The organism is Bacillus sp. SKDU12, from assembly GCF_010093085.1.
In the GTDB taxonomy this organism is placed as follows: Bacteria; Bacillota; Bacilli; order Bacillales; family Bacillaceae; genus Bacillus; species Bacillus mexicanus.
On record NZ_MSRC01000007.1, the window covers coordinates 111,522 to 130,409 of the forward strand.

The 18,888-nt window shown below is 42.1% G+C and carries 18 protein-coding genes and 1 pseudogene; 15 read left to right on the forward strand and 4 right to left on the reverse strand.

The features are described from left to right. The first annotated feature begins 47 nt into the window (after window positions 1-47). Window positions 48-725: a YrrS family protein gene (locus BTW01_RS06975; protein ID WP_162102297.1), complete on the forward strand. Its 678-nt coding sequence runs from the start codon at window positions 48-50 to the stop codon at window positions 723-725. Between the two features lie 36 nt (window positions 726-761). Here the strand turns inward: BTW01_RS06975 and BTW01_RS06980 are convergent, their stop codons facing one another. Beyond that, the gene (locus BTW01_RS06980) at window positions 762-965 is read right to left on the reverse strand and encodes a YrzA family protein (RefSeq protein WP_010327860.1); all 204 of its coding nucleotides are present in this window, start codon (window positions 963-965) and stop codon (window positions 762-764) included. Between the two features lie 191 nt (window positions 966-1,156). On the opposite strand from BTW01_RS06980, the gene BTW01_RS06985 reads away from it, so the two are divergent. From BTW01_RS06985 to BTW01_RS07010, 6 genes are all read left to right on the forward strand, one after another. Then, window positions 1,157-1,798: a class I SAM-dependent methyltransferase gene (locus tag BTW01_RS06985; RefSeq protein WP_162102298.1), complete on the forward strand. Its 642-nt coding sequence runs from the start codon at window positions 1,157-1,159 to the stop codon at window positions 1,796-1,798. A 20-nt stretch (window positions 1,799-1,818) separates the two neighbouring features. Next, the gene (mtnN, locus tag BTW01_RS06990; protein ID WP_162102299.1) at window positions 1,819-2,514 is read left to right on the forward strand and encodes a 5'-methylthioadenosine/S-adenosylhomocysteine nucleosidase; all 696 of its coding nucleotides are present in this window, start codon (window positions 1,819-1,821) and stop codon (window positions 2,512-2,514) included. Window positions 2,515-2,577: 63 nt separating this feature from the next. After that, on the forward strand, window positions 2,578-3,501 hold the full coding sequence (locus BTW01_RS06995; RefSeq protein WP_162102300.1) for an O-acetylserine dependent cystathionine beta-synthase: 924 nt from the start codon (window positions 2,578-2,580) through the stop codon (window positions 3,499-3,501). A gap of 1 nt (window position 3,502) precedes the next feature. Beyond that, on the forward strand, window positions 3,503-4,642 hold the full coding sequence (locus tag BTW01_RS07000) for a bifunctional cystathionine gamma-lyase/homocysteine desulfhydrase (RefSeq protein ID WP_162102301.1): 1,140 nt from the start codon (window positions 3,503-3,505) through the stop codon (window positions 4,640-4,642). Between the two features lie 82 nt (window positions 4,643-4,724). Beyond that, complete coding sequence (locus tag BTW01_RS07005; RefSeq protein ID WP_162102302.1) at window positions 4,725-4,955, forward strand: YrhC family protein; 231 nt, start codon at window positions 4,725-4,727, stop codon at window positions 4,953-4,955. A 263-nt stretch (window positions 4,956-5,218) separates the two neighbouring features. Beyond that, complete coding sequence (locus BTW01_RS07010) at window positions 5,219-6,166, forward strand: cation diffusion facilitator family transporter (protein ID WP_162102303.1); 948 nt, start codon at window positions 5,219-5,221, stop codon at window positions 6,164-6,166. 408 nt (window positions 6,167-6,574) lie between these two features. On the opposite strand, the gene BTW01_RS07015 is transcribed toward BTW01_RS07010, so the two are convergent. Together BTW01_RS07015 and fdhF are read right to left on the reverse strand one after the other, a co-directional pair. Continuing rightward, window positions 6,575-7,057 (reverse strand): DUF1641 domain-containing protein, encoded by a 483-nt coding sequence (locus BTW01_RS07015; RefSeq protein WP_162102304.1) that lies wholly within the window; start codon window positions 7,055-7,057, stop codon window positions 6,575-6,577. Between the two features lie 18 nt (window positions 7,058-7,075). After that, window positions 7,076-10,018 carry a formate dehydrogenase subunit alpha gene (gene fdhF, locus BTW01_RS07020; protein WP_162102305.1) on the reverse strand — a complete coding sequence of 981 codons (2,943 nt, stop codon included), beginning with the start codon at window positions 10,016-10,018 and terminating at the stop codon, window positions 7,076-7,078. A gap of 313 nt (window positions 10,019-10,331) precedes the next feature. Here fdhF and BTW01_RS07025 point away from each other — a divergent pair, with 313 nt between their 5' ends. The 7 genes from BTW01_RS07025 to cypB all read left to right on the forward strand — a co-directional run bounded on the left by BTW01_RS07025 (window position 10,332) and on the right by cypB (window position 17,517). Continuing rightward, window positions 10,332-10,700: a DUF2294 domain-containing protein gene (locus BTW01_RS07025; RefSeq protein WP_162102306.1), complete on the forward strand. Its 369-nt coding sequence runs from the start codon at window positions 10,332-10,334 to the stop codon at window positions 10,698-10,700. 261 nt (window positions 10,701-10,961) lie between these two features. Next, on the forward strand, window positions 10,962-11,762 hold the full coding sequence (locus BTW01_RS07030) for a formate/nitrite transporter family protein (protein ID WP_162102307.1): 801 nt from the start codon (window positions 10,962-10,964) through the stop codon (window positions 11,760-11,762). A 378-nt stretch (window positions 11,763-12,140) separates the two neighbouring features. Then, the gene (locus BTW01_RS07035) at window positions 12,141-12,290 is read left to right on the forward strand and encodes a YrzI family small protein (RefSeq protein ID WP_162102308.1); all 150 of its coding nucleotides are present in this window, start codon (window positions 12,141-12,143) and stop codon (window positions 12,288-12,290) included. A 152-nt stretch (window positions 12,291-12,442) separates the two neighbouring features. Then, window positions 12,443-12,601 (forward strand): hypothetical protein, encoded by a 159-nt coding sequence (locus tag BTW01_RS07040; protein ID WP_162102309.1) that lies wholly within the window; start codon window positions 12,443-12,445, stop codon window positions 12,599-12,601. A gap of 384 nt (window positions 12,602-12,985) precedes the next feature. Next, complete coding sequence (locus tag BTW01_RS07045) at window positions 12,986-13,528, forward strand: class I SAM-dependent methyltransferase (protein WP_162102310.1); 543 nt, start codon at window positions 12,986-12,988, stop codon at window positions 13,526-13,528. 222 nt (window positions 13,529-13,750) lie between these two features. Next, a complete protein-coding gene (locus tag BTW01_RS07050; protein WP_162102803.1) occupies window positions 13,751-14,335 on the forward strand; it encodes a TetR/AcrR family transcriptional regulator in 585 nt (194 codons plus the stop codon). Window positions 14,336-14,352: 17 nt separating this feature from the next. Continuing rightward, window positions 14,353-17,517 (forward strand): bifunctional cytochrome P450/NADPH--P450 reductase CypB, encoded by a 3,165-nt coding sequence (gene cypB / locus BTW01_RS07055; RefSeq protein ID WP_162102311.1) that lies wholly within the window; start codon window positions 14,353-14,355, stop codon window positions 17,515-17,517. A gap of 222 nt (window positions 17,518-17,739) precedes the next feature. Here cypB and BTW01_RS07060 read toward each other — a convergent pair whose 3' ends face one another. After that, on the reverse strand, window positions 17,740-18,030 hold the full coding sequence (locus tag BTW01_RS07060) for a YrhK family protein (protein WP_162102312.1): 291 nt from the start codon (window positions 18,028-18,030) through the stop codon (window positions 17,740-17,742). Window positions 18,031-18,430: 400 nt separating this feature from the next. Here BTW01_RS07060 and BTW01_RS18415 point away from each other — a divergent pair. Continuing rightward, window positions 18,431-18,815 (forward strand): annotated as a pseudogene (locus BTW01_RS18415) (LysE family transporter); the annotation flags it as partial. Window positions 18,816-18,888 lie beyond the last annotated feature (73 nt).

An 18,888-nucleotide genomic window follows, 5' to 3' on the forward strand; every position in this document is an offset into this window, starting at 1 on the left:
TGGTAAAATATATGCTGAGCCAAGAGGGATAAAGGAGTGCAGAATTATTGAGCAATAATCAATCTCGTTATGAAAATCGTGATAAGCGCAGGAAAGCTAATTTAGTGCTTAACATTTTAATTGCAATCGTATCTATTCTAATCGTCGTAGTAGCAGCGAATCTTTTCATTAACAGTCCTTCCAGCAAAGATGTCAGCAAGGACTCTGAAACAGCGCAAAAACAGGAATCTCCGGCTTCAGGCAAGACTGAAAAGAAATCGGACGAAGATATAAAAGACAACAAGAAAGATCCATCTGACAGCGAAAAGGATTCTGAGAAGTCTTCTGACGACTCAGAAGACTCCAAAAAAGATGATGCTTCTAAACATGATGATTCAGATGACCCGCTTAAAGATGCAAAAGTAACAGATGGCGGCTCATCAAGCGATGTGGAAAAAACGTATGAAAACTCTGACTGGAAAGCGGTCGGAACTGAGCAGAAGGGCGAGCACGTCGCGACGTATGACTCAAGCTCAAAAGACTGGGCTGAGATGCTGAAAGCCATGTCATATGCAACAGGTGTTTCAACAGATCATATGACAGTGCTCTGGCTCGGAAATAACGGCAGCCCTCAGGACGCTAAAGGCAAGATTTTAGACAAGACGACTGGTGATAAATATCAGGTCACCATTACATGGGTTGATGAAAAAGGCTGGAAGCCGACAAAAGTAGAGAAATTAAAATAACAAAAGCAGCCGGGCTGAGAACCGGCTGCTTTTGTTTTAAGCCTCAGCTGCGAAATGAACGACCGCGCTGTATAATATTCTTTCGTCTGCCACAGCAGTTTGGTGTGAAACAGATTTCACCCGGAGCATGATAGCTTTATTGTTTTCAATTTGAGTATTGATTTTCTTTTCAAGCTCCTGCAATGAAGCCGCTTCGAAAAACTCCACTTTGTCTTTTATCAGATCCAATTGAAAATTCATATTTCGGCCCTCCAGCTTTCACAAGTCATATGAAGTATAAGCTTTTTTCCGGGCAAAACGCAACATAGATGGCATAAAATGCACAAGATGTTTTAGTATCTGCTTTCTGGAAGATGTGGTAAGATAGGAACTGTTCCATCATTAATTCATAGTATACTTATAGGAATTATAAAATATGGAGTGTGATAATTATGGGACGTGAATTTATCCCTCTCTTTGAAGATTGGGCCGCAACTTATGATCAAACAGTACAAGGTTTTGATATTCAGTATAAAGAAGCGTTCAGAGGCTATGATAGTATCCTTGATGTCATTGTCCGCAGGTCTGGAACACATGTGTTAGAATTTGGCCCGGGGACGGGGAATTTGACAGTGAAGCTGCTGGAGGCGGGCAAAGCTGTATTTGGAATCGAACCGTCTCCTGCAATGCGTAAATTAGCTTCTGATAAGCTTTCGGACAGGGCGGAAATCGTGGACGGAGACTTCCTGACATTTCCTGATCCGCCATTTCAGGCTGACACAATTGTCAGTTCATATGCTTTTCATCATTTGACCGACGAAGAAAAGCGGGCTGCCATAAAGCAATATGGCAAATACCTTCGCTTGCATGATAAAATAGTGTTTGCCGATACCGTCTTTGAAGATGTGCCAGCGTATCAACAGGCGATTGATAAAGCTCGTTCTCAAGGGTTCTATCAGCTGGCAGATGATTTAGAGACGGAGCATTATCCTACATTGGATGCATTGAAAGAGATGTTTATAGCTGAAAGTTTTGCAGTCCAATTCACTCAGCATAACGACTTCGTGTGGATAATGGAGGCGATCAAACGGTAAAGTGAAGGGAATGTGAATAGATGAAACTAGCAGTCATCGGAGCAATGGAAGAGGAAGTTACGATCTTAAGAAGCAAACTTAAAAATGCAAAAACAGAAACAATCGCACACTGTGAATTTACAACAGGAGAATATGAAGGAACTGAAGTGATTCTTTTAAAATCAGGAATTGGAAAAGTAAATGCTGCCATCAGCACAACGCTTTTGCTTGACCGATATAAACCTGATTATGTGATTAACACAGGCTCAGCGGGCGGATTTCATCATACACTGAATGTAGGGGATGTCGTCATTTCAACTGACGTTCGCCACCATGACGTGGATGTAACGGCCTTTGACTATGAATATGGCCAGGTTCCGGGGCTTCCGGCTGCTTATGAGGCAGACGAAAAGCTGATCGGCATCACTGAAGAAGCGGTTTCTGAACTTGACGGCATTCAGGCTGCAAAAGGAACGATTGCAACAGGCGATTCTTTTATGAACGATCCGAAGCGGGTTGAAGATGTGCGTGCGAAATTTTCTGATCTGTACGCGGTTGAAATGGAGGCTGCGGCAGTGGCTCAAGTGTGCCATCAATTTAAAACGCCGTTTGTCGTCATCAGAGCGTTATCTGATATCGCAGGAAAAGAATCACATGTATCATTTGACCAATTTTTAGAGCAGGCGGCTGTCAATTCCACAGAGCTTGTGTTAAAAGTGATCAAACGAATTCATTAAAACGGGGGGAGCGTTCTCCTCCGTTTTCCCTAAAAACAACCTCTATCAAGGAGGAGGACATATATGACTGTTATTACCGACATTACGGAGCTGATTGGAAATACACCCCTTCTCCGCTTGAAGAACTTTGATGTTCCAAAAGGCGTCACAGTGTATGCCAAGCTTGAAATGATGAATCCCGGCGGGAGCATCAAAGACAGACTGGGCGATATGCTGATCCGTGACGCGTTGGAATCGGGCAAGGTGAAGCCAGGCGGCGTAATTATCGAAGCTACGGCAGGAAATACAGGGATTGGCCTTGCGCTGAGTGCCAGAAAACATGGGTTGCAAGCGATTTTTTGTGTCCCAGAGCATTTCAGTACAGAAAAACAGCAAATTATGCAGGCGCTTGGCGCATCAATCATTCATACGCCGCGTCAAGACGGAATGCAGGGAGCCATTCAAAAAGCCATTCAGCTGGAGACTGAAATTGACAATTCTTATTGCGTTTTGCAATTTAAAAACCAAGTAAATCCATCGACTTACTATAAGACGCTTGGACCTGAAATTTGGGAAGCGCTTGACGGCAATATTCATACGTTCGTTGCAGGGGCGGGATCAGGAGGCACATTTGCAGGAACTGCTTCCTTCTTAAAGGAAAAAAATCCAGCAGTCAAAACGGTCATTGTCGAACCAGAGGGGTCTATTTTAAATGGAGGAGAGCCATACGCCCACAAAACAGAAGGCATCGGAATGGAGTTCATTCCTGATTATATGAATAAGAGCCATTTTGATGAGATTTACACCGTAACAGATGAGAATGCGTTCAGGCTTGTAAAAGAAGCAGCGGAACAAGAAGGTCTGCTGATCGGAAGCTCATCAGGTGCAGCGCTTTATGCAGCATTAGAGGAAGCGAAAAAAGCCTCAGCAGGAACAAATATAGTCACGGTATTGCCTGACAGCAGCGATCGATATATCAGTAAACACATATACGAAGGAGGCATCTGATATGAAGAAAAAAACTTTGATGATTCACGGGGGAATCACAGGTGATGAGAAAACAGGTGCAGTGTCTGTGCCTATTTATCAAGTTAGCACGTACAAGCAGCCGAAAGCAGGGCAGCATACCGGCTATGAGTATTCCAGAACGGCGAATCCGACAAGGTCTGCTCTCGAAACGCTTGTGACAGAGCTGGAAGGCGGGGAAGCGAGTTATGCGTTCAGTTCTGGAATGGCTGCCATTACCGCGGTCATGATGCTGTTTAACAGCGGGGATCATGTCGTGTTGACTGATGATGTGTACGGCGGAACATACCGCGTGATGACAAAGGTGCTTAATCGTCTCGGTATTGAGTCAACATTTGTCGATACAAGTAGCAGAGAAGAAGTTGAAAATGCGATTCGCCCTAACACAAAAGCCATCTATATTGAGACACCGACAAATCCGCTGCTCAAAATTACCGATTTGGCGCTTATGTCTGATATTGCCAAAAAAGCGGATGTTCTGCTTATCGTAGACAATACCTTCAACACGCCTTATTTTCAGCAGCCGCTTGCTTTAGGAGCTGATATCGTGCTTCATAGTGCGACAAAATATCTTGGCGGACACAGTGACGTCGTCGGGGGTTTAGTTGTGACCGCTTCGAAAGAACTTGGTGAAGAGCTCCATTTTGTGCAAAATTCCACAGGCGGCGTGCTCGGTCCTCAAGATTCCTGGCTGTTGATGAGAGGAATTAAAACATTGGGTCTTAGAATGGAAGCGATCGATCAAAATGCGCGGAAAATCGCAAGTTTTCTTGAGAATCACCCTGCTGTTCAAACGTTATATTACCCTGGTTCTTCAAATCATCCCGGACATGAGCTCGCAAAAACACAAGGATCTGGCTTCGGCGGCATGATCTCCTTTGATATCGGCAGTGAAAAGCAGGTTGATGCATTTTTAGGGAAGTTGAAACTGTTTACCATTGCCGAAAGTCTTGGCGCTGTAGAAAGTTTAATTTCTGTTCCGGCAAGAATGACACATGCCTCTATACCGAGAGAGCGTCGGATTGAGCTTGGCATTACAGACGGGCTGATCAGAATTTCGGTAGGAATTGAAGATGCGGAAGATTTACTGGACGATATTGAGCGGGCGCTTAAAAATATATAACAAATGGATACAATTACTTTCTCTGTAAGCCGCCAGATTATATTATAATAGTCGTATACTATGAATCTGGCAGGTGATTCTTTTGAACAAAATTAGAATTAAATCTTTAAAAGAAGACTATAAGCATTTTGCTTTTACATTGCTTGCAGTCAGCACTTTTTTATATATAGGCGCAGTTCTTCCTGATCAAGGCTTAACGTTAGCCCAGAAATCAACGATGTTTCTAGCGGATTGCGTATTTTTAGCCGGTGCCTTCTTTTGCGCTGATCGTTCACTGATTTATAAGAAGCGTTTAGAGGAAGCTGACGAATAAAAAATGAAGGCAGAGAAGCAAAGCGTGTGTTTGCTTCTCTTTTTTCTGTTTAAATAGTTGCACATATGGTGTTTTGAAATGAGTGGTGAGAAAATTGAGAATGTTTTATGAGGGTCATTTTGACATTTTTATCATCATCATTTATATTATATGAATACATGATCATATATATCGGTTTGAGTCTTGTTAGAATGTGTAATAACAGATAAGAAATAATAATCGCACATGCATCAAGGAACTTTAATTGAAGGAGGAGATTTTTTATGGGCCACAACCATAGCCACAATCATGCTGCAGGATCCAATAAAAAGGTTTTATTGTTCTCTTTTATCCTTATTACAGGTTATATGGTGATAGAAGTGATAGGCGGGTTTTTAACAAATAGTCTTGCACTCTTATCAGATGCAGGCCATATGCTAAGTGATTCAATCTCATTAATGGTTGCCCTGATTGCTTTTACATTAGCTGAGAAAAAGGCAAGTCACAATCAGACTTTCGGCTATAAACGATTTGAGATTCTTGCCGCTGTTATAAATGGTGTGGCATTAATTCTTATTTCCCTATATATCATTTATGAAGCAATCGGGCGTTTTTCTCATCCGGCAGAAGTAGCAACAACCGGCATGCTTACGATTAGTATCATCGGGTTAATTGTGAATATATTAGTCGCATGGATTATGCTGAGTGGCGGAAATACAGAGCATAATTTGAACATAAGAGGCGCTTATTTACATGTGATAAGCGATGTGCTCGGCTCTGTAGGTGCTATTCTAGCTGCGATACTTATCATCTTTTTTGGGTGGAGCTGGGCAGACCCACTTGCTAGTGTTATTGTGGCTATTCTAGTTCTAAGAAGCGGTTACAATGTCACCAAAGATTCCATTCACGTCTTAATGGAAGGAACACCAAAAAATATAGATGTCGATGACATCATTTTGACAATTGAGGAGACAGAGGGAATTCAAAATATACATGATTTACACATCTGGTCCATCACAAGCGGATTAAACGCTCTTTCTTGCCACGCTGTTGTTGATGAGCAGCTGACCATTTCAGAAAGTGAAGGTATTTTGCGTAAAATTGAACATAAGCTTGAACACAAAGACATCACGCATGTAACGATTCAAATGGAAACCGAAGCACATAATCATGACAATGCAATCCTTTGTCAGGCCAAGGTTGAGAAACCTCATGATCACCATCATCACTAAAGCATCTGATTATTCTCGAGGCCATTATAGCCAGTATGAGCGTCTCGCGTGTTAATAACATGTACGATCGAAGCTGGTCGATTTCAAAAGGTTTATCAATTTGAAAATACGTAATGAAGTGGGGACTCTGATGTTGTCAGGGTGGCTCATTTATTTGGTTTCCTTCGCGTAAACATGGATTTTCTTCAAAATATGAATTGCTGCGTATCTACAGAAATACATTGTGAAATAATTGCAGACAGAAGTAAAAACTGCCCTCAAACGAAAGAAACAAATTGCTTAGGGATTGTCCATTCATTTTATGGCAGCCCATGCAAAAAAAATCCTTCAAACGTTCAATGAACGAAAGAAGGATTTTTTTAATCAATCAGCAAATAGTTGAATCATGATACGCTAGCAGATTTTAAGTTATTTCTCTTGCAGTTCTTTTCCCATGCCTTTTAAAAACTGAAGGCCGAAGCCGACCGCTCTGTTGATATCAGGATCGTTCATTGCTTTTAAAAGGTCAAGAATTCCGACTTTCTTGTCTTCTTTTAAAAAGCTTTGCGCCTGTTCAGTTCCAGCCATCATGCTTTCTAAAAGTTTTCCTGTGAATTCAGGATCAGCTTTTGTCAATGCGCTTCCGGCGGCCATCATCGTGTTGATGAGATTGGTGACAGGCTCGCGCGAAACTTGGCCAAGTGCAATCTTTGCGATGTCTTCCTTCGCTCTCAGCATGCTTGCTGCAGCATCAAAAATGCCAAGCTCATTGAGCTCATTCATTACCGTCATCGTTTTAGAGACGGCATCTTCATTTTCCGCCAGCAATTCTTTCAGTTCTTCTAATTTTTCAAGTTTGATTTGTTCTGCTGTTTTTGTTTCTTTTTTGATCGTTGTAATCGGAGCTGCCATTTGTTCTCCTCCTTTCGTTTAATCGGTCAGATGGACATAGCCTGGTCGGTTCCATTTTCTTTCTGCTTCAACCCCGTTTTGCGGGTGGCGTTTTTTGTTGCGCGGATTTGTTTTCGGAAGCGGCGCTGTTTCACAGCCTCCAAGCACCTCCATGCGAACTTTTGTCTGTTTGTAAGCAGGCGTATGTGTCCGTGTATCAGCCGCAGGACCTGTCAGGAAGTTAATCGCTGACTCCTTGTCTGTTGAATTCATCGGCAGATAGAGTTCATTTTTTCGCACACGGTCTGTGATCAGCGCGTTTAATTTGACTGCCCCGAACGGAGACACGAGACGGACAAACGAACCGTCACAAATTCCTCGCTCCTCTGCAAGCTCAGGTGAGATTTCAACAAATACGTTCGGTACTTTGGCTTGAATGCCTTTCGATTTATTTGTCATGTTTCCTTCATGGAAGTGCTCCAGCATCCGGCCGTTATTGATATGAAGGTCATATTCTTCTGGGAAGAACGCTGGCTCAGTCCAATCATTAAGGGCAAAGCGAGCTTTTTTGTCAGGGAAATTAAATCCGTCTTCATATAGAAGAGGTGTGCTTTCGCCTGTGAAGCTGCCCCATAGGAAGGTGTTCCAGCCTTCAAGCACCTCATAGCTTGCTTGAGCAAACAGAGGAGAAAGGCTTGCCATTTCTGAGAAAATGTCACTTGGATGACTGTAATTCCAGTTCGCTCCTAAACGGTTCGCCACCTCTTGGATAATCCACCAGTCCGGTTTCGCATCACCAAGCGTTGGGAGCGCCTGATACAATCGCTGCACGCGGCGTTCTGTATTTGTAAATGTCCCGTCTTTTTCAAGCGAAGGAGTGGCAGGCAAGATGACATCGGCATATTGAGCTGTTCTTGACATGAAGATGTCCTGAACGACAAAGAAATCAAGGCTTGATAAAATATCATGCACACGGTTTGCGTTTGAATCGACAAGCGCCATATCTTCACCGACAAGGTACATTGCTTTCATGTCACCATCTTCAATGGAATGAAGCATTTGAATATTATCTAAACCAGGCTTACCGTCAATTGTGACACCATATGCCTTTTCAAATTTTGCACGGGCATTGTCATCTGTAATATGCTGATATCCCGGCAGCCAGCCTGGCAGTGTACCCATATCACAAGCGCCTTGGACGTTATTATGACCGCGCAAAGGATAAGCGCCTGCACCGGGACGGCGATAGTTGCCTGTAGCGAGAAGCAGGTTTGAAATCGCTGCTGATGTATCAGAACCGCCTGTATTTTGTGTGACACCCATTCCCCAAAGGACACAAGTGCCGTCAGCATCACGAATCATTTCAGCAATTTCAATCATGTTTTCTTTTGAAAGACCTGTGACGCGTTCTGCATATTCAAGTGTATACGTTTGAAGCGTCTCTTTATAATCTTCAAAGAAATTCACGTTTTCATCAATAAATGCCTGATCGTGCCAGCCTTGGTCAATCATATATTTCGTCACAGCCATCAGCCAAACTTGGTCTGTGCCTTGTTGAGGGCTGATGAACAAATCAGACCGCTCAGCCATTTCGTTTTTACGCAAATCGGCAACAATCAGTTTTTGACCGTTGAGCTTGTGAGCCCGTTTGACACGAGTGGCAAGCACAGGGTGTCCTTCCGCCGGATTGGCGCCAACAATAATAACAAGACCGGCTTTGGCAATATCTTTAATCGTGCCGGCGTCACCGCCCATGCCGACAGTGCGGAACAATCCGTCTGTAGCAGGAGACTGGCAGTAGCGTGAGCAGTTATCGACGTTATTTGTCTCAAATACCTGACGCGCTAATTTTTGGATAACATAGTTTTCTTCATTCGTAATTTTAGAAGAAGAAATAAATCCGACAGAGCCATTGCCGTGCTGCTCTTTAATCGTTCCTAATCTGCTTGCGACAAGGTCGAGGGCTTCTTCCCAAGAAGATTCAACAAAAGCTCCGTTTTTACGGATTAAAGGTTTTGTGATCCGTTCTTCAGAATTGACGAAATCCCAGCCGAATTTCCCTTTGACACATGTAGAAATCGCATTAACAGGAGCGTCAGAAACAGGCTGGATTTTTAAAATATCCCGTCCTTTTGTCCATACTTCAAAAGAACATCCGACACCGCAGAACGTACATACTGTTTTTGTTTTTTTCGTTCTCGTTTCACGCATAGCCGCCTCAACTTCAGAAACAGCAAAAATGCTGCCGTAATCAGGCTCAACGTTTTTCACGAGGTCAATCATCGGTTCCATGACATCCTCTTTGATGCCTGTCATAAAGCCAGCCTGTCCGAGCATTGATTTTTCCATCAGCGCATTGCATGGGCATACAGTGACACATTGGCCGCAGCTGACACAAGAGGATTCATTAATTGAAACTCCCTCATCCCAAATCACACGAGGACGTTCGCGTTCCCAGTCGATTGAGAGTGTTTCATTTACCTGAAGGTTTTGACAAACTTCAACACACTGGCCGCAGGCAATGCATTGGTTTGGATCATAGCGGTAAAAAGGGTGAGACATATCTACCGCACAAGATGGATCTTCTTTTGGCGTATAAGGGTATTTTTGATGCTCGATTCCCATCATTTCCGCTGTATTATGCAACGTACAGTTCCCATTGTTGTTATCGCAAACCGTGCAATATAGCAAATGATTTTCAAGAAGGCGGTCCATTGCTTCGGTTTGCGCCTCTTTCACCCGGTTGCACGAAAGGTCAATTGACATTCCGTTTTCTGCAACAGTAGAACATGAACGAACCAGTTTGCCATCCACTTCTACAATACAAGTATCACAAGTTTGAATCGGGTCAACCTCCGGAACGTGGCAGATCTGCGGATACTCAATCCCATTTTCATTTAAAATATCTAAAATTGTGGCACCTGCTCGTGCTTGAATCTCTGTTCCGTCTACACGGACATTGACCGACTTAACGTCCATCATATTCATATTCCCCTCCATCTGTCTTTCAAGAAGTCAAAAAGCCATGTGTAGATACACCTGCCCTTCATTATAAGAAAGGTGTAAACACACATGGCGGAATAGTTCACTAGCAAGTCTTACTAACAGACCAATCCTTGATTTTTATAAACCGATAGACTCATAACAAGAACCTATTACAAATCCATCAATACTGCTTTTATTATAAAGTGATATTTATTATAATACAATATAGTATGAAAATTTTAACCAAGTGAAATGTCCTAAGGGGAATTGGGAAAAGCTTTTGTAAGCAATATCGGAAGGGGTAATCGGCTTGTCAAAAAAAATTCATGAGTTCAATGATATTATACGAAAACTTCGCAAAGAATTGTTCGGAAAAGGGCCTGAAAGGATTCATACTGTATTTGTAGAAAATATGGCAGTATCAACACTGTACGGAAACCTGAGTGCAAGCGAGCAGTTTATCGCCCGCACACCTGAAGGAAGAGAAATGGTGCATGCGGCCCGGACAAGCTTGATTCAAGACCTTTATTCTAAACAAACACCGGAAGGAATGGAGGAACTGATTGGCGCAAAGCTTGTTCATTTGTTTTCAGATATTAAAATTGAGGAAAATATCGCTGTATCTGTGTTTGTCTTTGACCAAAAAGTAGATGAGCAAAAAGAAGCTCTGCAAAACTAGCAAATTCGTCGTTGACACAAATTTGTCACATTTGATATGATGTTGCTACAGTTATAGAAGGCTTAAAGCGATGGAATGTATGCAAGAACTGTATATATTCTCTTTCAAAATCTTACATTCTGCTTGATATTGTTGTATGGGTATGCATACAAATTAGGCAGCATTCAAACGCCTGTTTGGTACGGGTTATTTGAGTGCTGTCTTTTTTATTGCCTTTCTGTCATGACTGAGGAAAAGAAGAAATAATGGAGGCGTTCTAATATGGCTTTTCGTAAACCGGATGAAATTGCGGATATAGCAATTGAAGCAGGAGTGAAAAAAATAAAGCTCCCGCTGTCATCTCTGCTTGTGCTCGGATTTTTAGGAGGCGCATTTATCGCGCTTGGTTACTTGCTTGATATCAGGGTCATCGGTGATCTTCCGAAAGAATGGGGGAGTCTGTCCAGCTTGATCGGAGCTGCAGTATTTCCCGTCGGTCTGGTCCTTGTGGTTCTCGCTGGCGGTGAACTGATCACAGGCAATATGATGTCAGTGGCAATGGCTTTATTTTCGAGAAAAATATCAGTAAAAGAATTGGCGATTAACTGGGGAATCATCACGATGATGAACTTAATCGGCGCATTGTTTGTTGCTTACTTTTTCGGGCATTTGGTTGGATTGACTGAAACAGGGCCTTATTTAGAAAAAACGGTCGCTGTTGCGCAAGGAAAGCTTGATATGAGCTTCGGCAAAGTTCTCGTTTCCGGTATCGGCTGTAACTGGCTTGTATGTCTTGCGGTATGGCTTTCGTTTGGCGCTCAAGACGGAGCAGGGAAAATCCTCGGCATCTGGTTCCCGGTTATGGCTTTTGTGGCAATTGGATTTCAGCACGTTGTCGCCAACATGTTTGTGATACCTGCTGCTATTTTTGCAGGTTCGTTCACATGGGGGCAGTTCCTCGGCAACATTATTCCGGCTTTTATCGGAAATGTCATCGGCGGAGCGATCTTTGTCGGTCTCATTTATTTTATCGCATATCATAAAAAAGATCGCTCTAGAAAAGAAATGAAACAAGTATCATAACTGTAGGACAAATTGATCTGATGATCCATACAATTTCCGTCCATTTTTAGTAAAATATGTTTACAAAATATAATTTGGTGGATATACTTACAAAGGAAGAAAAAAGCAAAGGAGGCTGAACAAAATGACAATGAGACAACGACGTCGACCTGTATGTGGTATTCATCGTTCATTCAGCCTGTGGAAGAGTTCGTGTCCTTCCTTAACCGTTGCTTATTGCACGCGTTAAATTTGGAATAGTCGGACATACGCAGCTCCCCGCAGGCAGTAGAGGCATTGGTGTCTTCTTTTGTCTGCGGTTTTTTATTTGCCCGCGGCAGAAAGGATAATGCCGCGGGTTATTTCGCTGAAAGTGGACTTTGAAAGGGGGTGAGCGATATGACGATTAACCTATTCTTTTTAACAGTAACGATTAACAAACGGTTTAAAAGACCGGAAGAGTTCGAACGAGAACAGCAGATTGAGCAGATTTATGATGAAATGAAAGAGTCTCAGCTAAAGCATCTTTATTTAACAAACTGGATCTAAATCAATGAGAAACCTGAAGGGGGAGATGAAATATGCTTAGAATGGAGCTATTAATGCATTATACAATAGAGAAGGACCAGGTTTAGCGAGGCTGTCAAGAAATGATCAGCCTGCATATGATAAATCAATATTACAGTAAGGCAGGTGATGGCATGATGAACAATGATCAAAAGAGACTGCCGTCGATTGGACATGGCTATGCTTCTATGCCGCATTCCTTTAAACATGGTTATGGAAATCCATTTCGTCAGCAAAGACTGATGGCCATGCAGCAGCAAAGGCTTTATGTGTTCCCTTATCATTGGCAGTAGAAAACATGTTATTTTCTTTTCGGCAGGTCGACAATTTCTTGCGTTCATTGTCAGGACTGAGGAAAGAAACGGGCGGCTAAATGCCAAACACACTCTATCTAAACAACGCAGTCATCACCTTCTAAACTTCAAAGGGATTCCATCACGCTGAAAATATGACAAAATGCTAAAATGAAAACCATTTTAGCATTTTGTCAACAAATCTAGGCAGAAAACATGTTGTTTTCTGCTTTTTTTGCGGGAGAAACGAAAAAGTTCAGTTCTATTGAAACATTCTTAAACACATTGCCGTCTAGTTGATATCTCATTCCCAATCCAATATGAAGACACTGTTTATTTTTTAAATATAATAAATCAACATAGAACCAAAAGCAGGTGTTTAAAATGCTAGAAAATAAACTTTATAAACGATCAAATTTTTTGGAATTATTTTATCGGAAATATAAGCAAACAAAAACAATTGAGTATATGATGATTGACTTTATAAACATACAAGAAAATGACAGAATTTTAGAAATTGGAATCAGTAATGGCAAGGTTTTTAAGAGCATAAACGAGAGACTGGAAAAGGGAAGTTTAAAAAGTATTGACCCTTCAAAGCGAAAAGTAAGGCAGCTTTCTCGTGCAAATCGAAGGAACAAGAGGAAAAGAGAGATTGTTCATGGCTATCCTGAGAACATTCCCTTTGCTGACCGCACCTTTAATAAAGTGTTTTCTTTACATACAGTTCAGAGCTGCACTGATATAAGGATTGCCTTAAGGGAAATTTACCGTGTGCTTCAAATCGATGGCCGCTTTTACCTCTGTATTGATGGAAATATAGGTGAGAAAAAGAACATGTATATTCAGCTGCTGAGAGATCAGTATTTTAGGGACCTTTCTGTCATGAGGTGTGATTCCTGTCTTTGTATTGTGGCTGTTAAATAAAATCATTTCTCGGGAAATATATCCAGTCCATTCATTTGATGATTTGGGTATATTTTCTTAATTTTTAATTATTTACATATAATTTATATTAAAAAAAGTTTTTTTCAGATAAACTAGGGATATAAGAAAAGATAAAGAGGTGATATCAGACAGATCAAACATCATAACGAACAAAAGGAATGAATATTCATTCCGCAAATGAATCGGAGGTTGTCACATTACATGTTATCCGCATCCAGCAGTAAATACGACATGATTATGAAAGCGGCCGTCTCGCTTTTTACGGAAAGGGGATTTAATGCTGCCACTATCCCTATGATAGCCGAGCGTGCTCATGTAGGAACGGGAACGATCTACCGTTATTTTGAAAGCAAAGAAACACTTGTCAACGTATTGTTTCAAGAAAGCATCCAGCGCTTTACGGAAAAGCTAAAGCAGGATTTTTCAGAATTGCCAGTCAGAGAGGGCTTTCACCACGTATTTTGCTGTCTTGTTCAATTTACGAAAGAGAGTGACTACGCGCTTTTTTTCCTTGAAACGAAGAAAGACGCTCATTACTTAAATGATACAAGCAGATTCATGTTAGAAAATCTGATTCACATGCTTGATGACTATTTTAACAAGGGAAAAGCAGAAGGCGTGATACGCAGCTTGCCCTCTAATGTGTTAATTGCGATTGTGTTAGGGGCGTTTCTGAAGATATATCAGCTTGTCCAATCGGGTGACATCGAGATGGACATAGGTTTAATGACTGAATTAGAACAATGCTGCTGGGATGCCATTAAGCTCCATTCGTCACAAAAATAGGAAAGGAAGATGTGTTAGTGAAACAGGCAAGCGCAATACCTCAGCCCAAAACATACGGACCTTTAAAAAACCTTCCGCATTTGGAAAAAGAACAGCTTTCTCAATCTTTATGGCGGATAGCTGATGACTTGGGACCGATTTTCCGTTTCGATTTTCCGGGGGTTTCCAGTGTTTTTGTGTCCGGACACAATCTCGTAGCCGAAGTGTGTGATGAAAGCCGCTTTGATAAAAATCTTGGTAAAGCCTTGCAAAAGGTGCGCGAGTTCGGCGGAGATGGCTTATTTACTAGCTGGTCACATGAACCGAATTGGCAAAAAGCCCACCGCATTTTGCTGCCGAGTTTCAGTCAAAAAGCAATGAAAGGCTATCATTCTATGATGCTGGATATCGCAACCCAGCTGATTCAGAAATGGAGCCGGCTTAATCCTAATGAAGAAATTGATGTAGCGGACGATATGACTCGTCTGACGCTTGATACAATCGGGTTATGCGGGTTTAACTATCGATTCAACAGCTTTTATCGTGATTCTCAGCATCCGTTTATCACCAGTATGCTTCGTGCTTTAAAAGAAGCGATGAATCAATCGAAAAGACTGGGTCTGCAAGATAAGATGATGGTGAAAAAGAAGCTGCAGTTCCAAAAGGATATAGAAGACATGAACTCTCTGGTTGATAGAATGATAGCGGAGCGAAAAGCGAATCCGGATGAAAATATTAAAGATCTTTTATCACTCATGCTTTATGCCAAAGATCCTGTAACAGGTGAAACGCTGGATGATGAAAACATCAGATACCAAATCATCACATTTTTAATTGCGGGGCACGAAACAACAAGCGGTTTGCTTTCATTTGCGATCTACTGTCTGCTTTCATATCCGGAAAAACTGAAAAAAGCCCAGGAGGAAGCGGATCGGGTATTAACGGGTGACACGCCGGAATATAAACAAATTCAGCAGCTGAAATACATTCGGATGGTTTTAAATGAAACAATCAGGCTGTACCCAACAGCTCCAGCCTTTTCTCTCTACGCGAAGGAAGATACCGTTTTAGGAGGGGAATACCCAATCAGCAAAGGGCAGCCTGTTACCGTTTTGATTCCGAAACTGCACCGGGATCAAGATGCATGGGGCGAGGATGCGGAAGAGTTTCGTCCGGAACGATTTGAAGACCCTTCGCGTATTCCTCACCATGCGTATAAGCCGTTTGGAAACGGACAGCGCGCTTGTATCGGTATGCAGTTTGCTCTCCAAGAGGCCACAATGGTTCTCGGCCTTGTATTGAAGCATTTTGATTTGATGAGCAATCCTGGGTATGAACTGAAAATCAAAGAGGCATTAACGATCAAGCCGGATGAATTTAAAATCACTGTGAAACCGCGGAAAACAGCAGAAATCAATATGCGAACAAAAGAACAAGCTGATATCAAAACAGAACGAAAGCCGCAAGAAACAAAATCCAAACACGGCACACCATTACTCGTTCTTTATGGTTCAAATCTAGGAACAGCGGAAGGAATAGCCGGTGAACTGGCTGCTTACGGCCGCCAAATGGGCTTTACAGCCGAAACAGCGCCGCTGGACGATTATATCGGCAAGCTTCCCACACAAGGCGCAGTAATCATCGTCACCGCTTCTTATAATGGGACTCCTCCTGATAATGCTGCCGGCTTTGTAGAGTGGCTGGATGAGCTTGAGGAAGGCCAATTGAAAGGGGTTTCCTATGCGGTGTTCGGGTGCGGAAATCGGAGCTGGGCCAGCACGTATCAGCGAATTCCCCGCCTCATAGATGACATGATGGAAGCAAAGGGAGCATCACGTTTAACAACGATTGGGGAAGGCGATGCCGCCGATGACTTTGAAAGCCATCGCGAGTCTTGGGAAAACCGCTTCTGGAAGGAAACGATGGAGGCATTCGATATAAACGAAGTATCTGAGAAAAAAGACAGGTCTTCCTTATCGATTACTTTTCTCAGTGAAGCGACGGACACGCCGCTTGCCAAAGCATATGGCGCGTTTGAAGGGCTCATTTTGGAGAATCGCGAGCTTCAATCAGCGGACAGCCAGCGTTCCACCCGTCATATAGAATTGCAGCTTCCTGACGGCAACACATATAAAGAAGGCGATCATATTGGCATATTGCCAAAAAACAGCCAGAAGCTCGTTCAGCGGGTTCTCAACCGATTCGATTTGCAGCCAAGCCATGTAATCAAAATCAGCGGAAGCCCTCATATGGCTCATCTTCCGATGGATCGGCCAATCAAAGTGGCAGATTTGTTGGCATCCTATGTGGAGCTTCAGGAGCCGGCTTCACGGCTTCAGCTGCGGGAACTGGCTTCATATACAGTCTGTCCGCCGCATCAAAAAGAGCTTGAAATGCTCATTTCAGAGGATCGCATTTACAAAGAGCAGGTATTGGCAAAACGTCTCACCATGCTTGATCTTTTAGAGGATTATCCTGCCTGCGAAATACCGTTTGAACGATTTTTAGAGCTATTGCCTTCATTAAAACCGAGATATTATTCCATTTCAAGCTCACCGAAAGTCCATGCCAACATCGTGAGTATGACAGTAGGTGTTGTTAAAGCTTCGGCTTGGAGCGGGCGAGGTGAATACCGTGGTGTCGCTTCTAATTATTTAGCAGAGCTGGGTACAGGTGATACAGCAGCCTGCTTCATTCGAACGCCGCAATCCGGATTCCAGATGCCTGATAACCCTGAAACACCAATAATTATGGTCGGACCGGGTACAGGAATTGCGCCATTCAGAGGCTTTATTCAGGCAAGATCTGTTTTAAAGAATGAAGGCAACACGCTTGGTGAAGCTCTTTTATACTTCGGCTGCCGGTGTCCGGATCATGATGATCTTTACAGGCAAGAGCTGGATCAAGCGGAACAGGATGGTTTGGTGACAATCCGCCGATGCTACTCACGCGTCGATAACGCACCAAAAGAATATGTACAGCATTTGCTCAAACAAGATATGAAGGAATTGATATCACTCATTGAAAAAGGGGCTCACATTTACATCTGCGGTGACGGATCGCAAATGGCTCCTGATGTAGAGAATACATTGCGTCTCGCTTATGAAGCTGAAAAAGGAGCCAGTCGAGAAGAATCAGCTGATTGGCTGATCAAGCTGCAAGCCCAAAAACGTTATGTAAAAGACGTATGGACAGGTATGTAAAAAATAAAATCCCGCCATCAGCTTGGCGGGATGATTTTGCATGTGAGAAAACCGGCACGATAATGAAATCTACTGAAAAGGATGTTATAGGGAGTATCGCACCGGCCTTATTGTTCATATCGTCACACAAGGACAAAAGTTTAGTATTTTTCACCTTGTTTTTTGAATTGAGTAGTCTTAAAGTCTTATTTTGAGTGTTTTATTCTCGCCTTTTTCTCAAGATTAGCTATCTTTTGAAGGTCGATGTTTAAATTGGTGTTCCAAATGTTTTCGGTAATGAAAGTCATGAATGAGCCGGATCGTGGGCCTTATTAACAGCAGGAAGCTTCCAAGCGCAAACAGCCATATCCCTGCTGACATTAATTGGTCATAAAAAAAGAAAAAGCTCCCGATGAGAAACAAAGCACCAATGATAAAATCATTTACTGTATAAAGAACCTTATATTGTTTTTTGAAAAAAGGCTCGTATTGAGTGAATTCCTTTTTGATCTCATTTTCTGTGTGAGGCGCCATTCTTACTCCTCCTCCTTCAATATTCCTTACCCTACTCTAAATTCTAGGTAAACATACAGAGGAAAGAAATCTCTTTTGTTTTTTACCATAATGTATCTCAGTCGAATCCTTGCATACTCACTAATTGACCGAATAGGCTATCGATTATATAGATCTCTATCAGGTTTTTATTTCAAAATGGTACAAGCAAAAGAAGTAGCTGACAAAGCTATTTGGCTGTTCAAGGGAAGCAGAGTGTGAAAAAATAATTTCATCACAGCAGGGTTCCAAACTTCTCAATCCGTGACAAATGGAGGGGAAATGCTTGTCGAAAAAACATCTACCCAAATATAGCGTATTTTGAAATCTGAATGGGCAGAAATTTTCGCCGCAACTGAATGAGATTTTCTCCAAACCTTTTTATTTAGGAATCAACATTTTTTGCCAAAAGCAATTTCTGATAGGTGATTTGCAGTCTCAAACAACAACCACAGAATGTACTCCTCCGAAACGTTATTATTAAACTTCCTTTATGCAGGAGTCACTCAGTAACATTCTCAATCCTAAAACTGTTTTGGTCTATTTACAATCATGCCCTAATTTATCAATTTAAACGAAAATATAAACCAGCAGCTCATCATTTTTGCCCCACTTTTTACTTTGTTAGCGGTGTTGTGGTTTCATTTTCTCATTTATATAATTGATTTCGTGAAAAAATGGATGAAAACTCGAAGTTTCAGAAAGCTTTCAAAAAATAAATGGAATCATATTAGTTATTTGTTGGTATCAAAACTGGTTTGAACTGATACTTGCGTTTTCTAGACTCCGGTAATATCAATTTTATTTCATGTCAGGCGCATAAAAAAAGACAGGGAGTGT

Coding starts and splice junctions, on each gene's coding strand:
- BTW01_RS06980 (WP_010327860.1), bottom strand. CDS start 965: ATGAATTTTCAATTGGATCTGATAAAAGACAAAGTGGAGTTTTTCGAA.
- BTW01_RS06985 (WP_162102298.1), top strand. CDS start 1,157: ATGGGACGTGAATTTATCCCTCTCTTTGAAGATTGGGCCGCAACTTAT.
- mtnN (WP_162102299.1), top strand. CDS start 1,819: ATGAAACTAGCAGTCATCGGAGCAATGGAAGAGGAAGTTACGATCTTA.
- BTW01_RS06995 (WP_162102300.1), top strand. CDS start 2,578: ATGACTGTTATTACCGACATTACGGAGCTGATTGGAAATACACCCCTT.
- BTW01_RS07000 (WP_162102301.1), top strand. CDS start 3,503: ATGAAGAAAAAAACTTTGATGATTCACGGGGGAATCACAGGTGATGAG.
- BTW01_RS07010 (WP_162102303.1), top strand. CDS start 5,219: ATGGGCCACAACCATAGCCACAATCATGCTGCAGGATCCAATAAAAAG.
- BTW01_RS07015 (WP_162102304.1), bottom strand. CDS start 7,057: ATGGCAGCTCCGATTACAACGATCAAAAAAGAAACAAAAACAGCAGAA.
- fdhF (WP_162102305.1), bottom strand. CDS start 10,018: ATGATGGACGTTAAGTCGGTCAATGTCCGTGTAGACGGAACAGAGATT.
- BTW01_RS07030 (WP_162102307.1), top strand. CDS start 10,962: ATGGCTTTTCGTAAACCGGATGAAATTGCGGATATAGCAATTGAAGCA.
- BTW01_RS07035 (WP_162102308.1), top strand. CDS start 12,141: ATGACGATTAACCTATTCTTTTTAACAGTAACGATTAACAAACGGTTT.
- BTW01_RS07040 (WP_162102309.1), top strand. CDS start 12,443: ATGATGAACAATGATCAAAAGAGACTGCCGTCGATTGGACATGGCTAT.
- BTW01_RS07045 (WP_162102310.1), top strand. CDS start 12,986: ATGCTAGAAAATAAACTTTATAAACGATCAAATTTTTTGGAATTATTT.
- BTW01_RS07050 (WP_162102803.1), top strand. CDS start 13,751: ATGTTATCCGCATCCAGCAGTAAATACGACATGATTATGAAAGCGGCC.
- BTW01_RS07060 (WP_162102312.1), bottom strand. CDS start 18,030: ATGGCGCCTCACACAGAAAATGAGATCAAAAAGGAATTCACTCAATAC.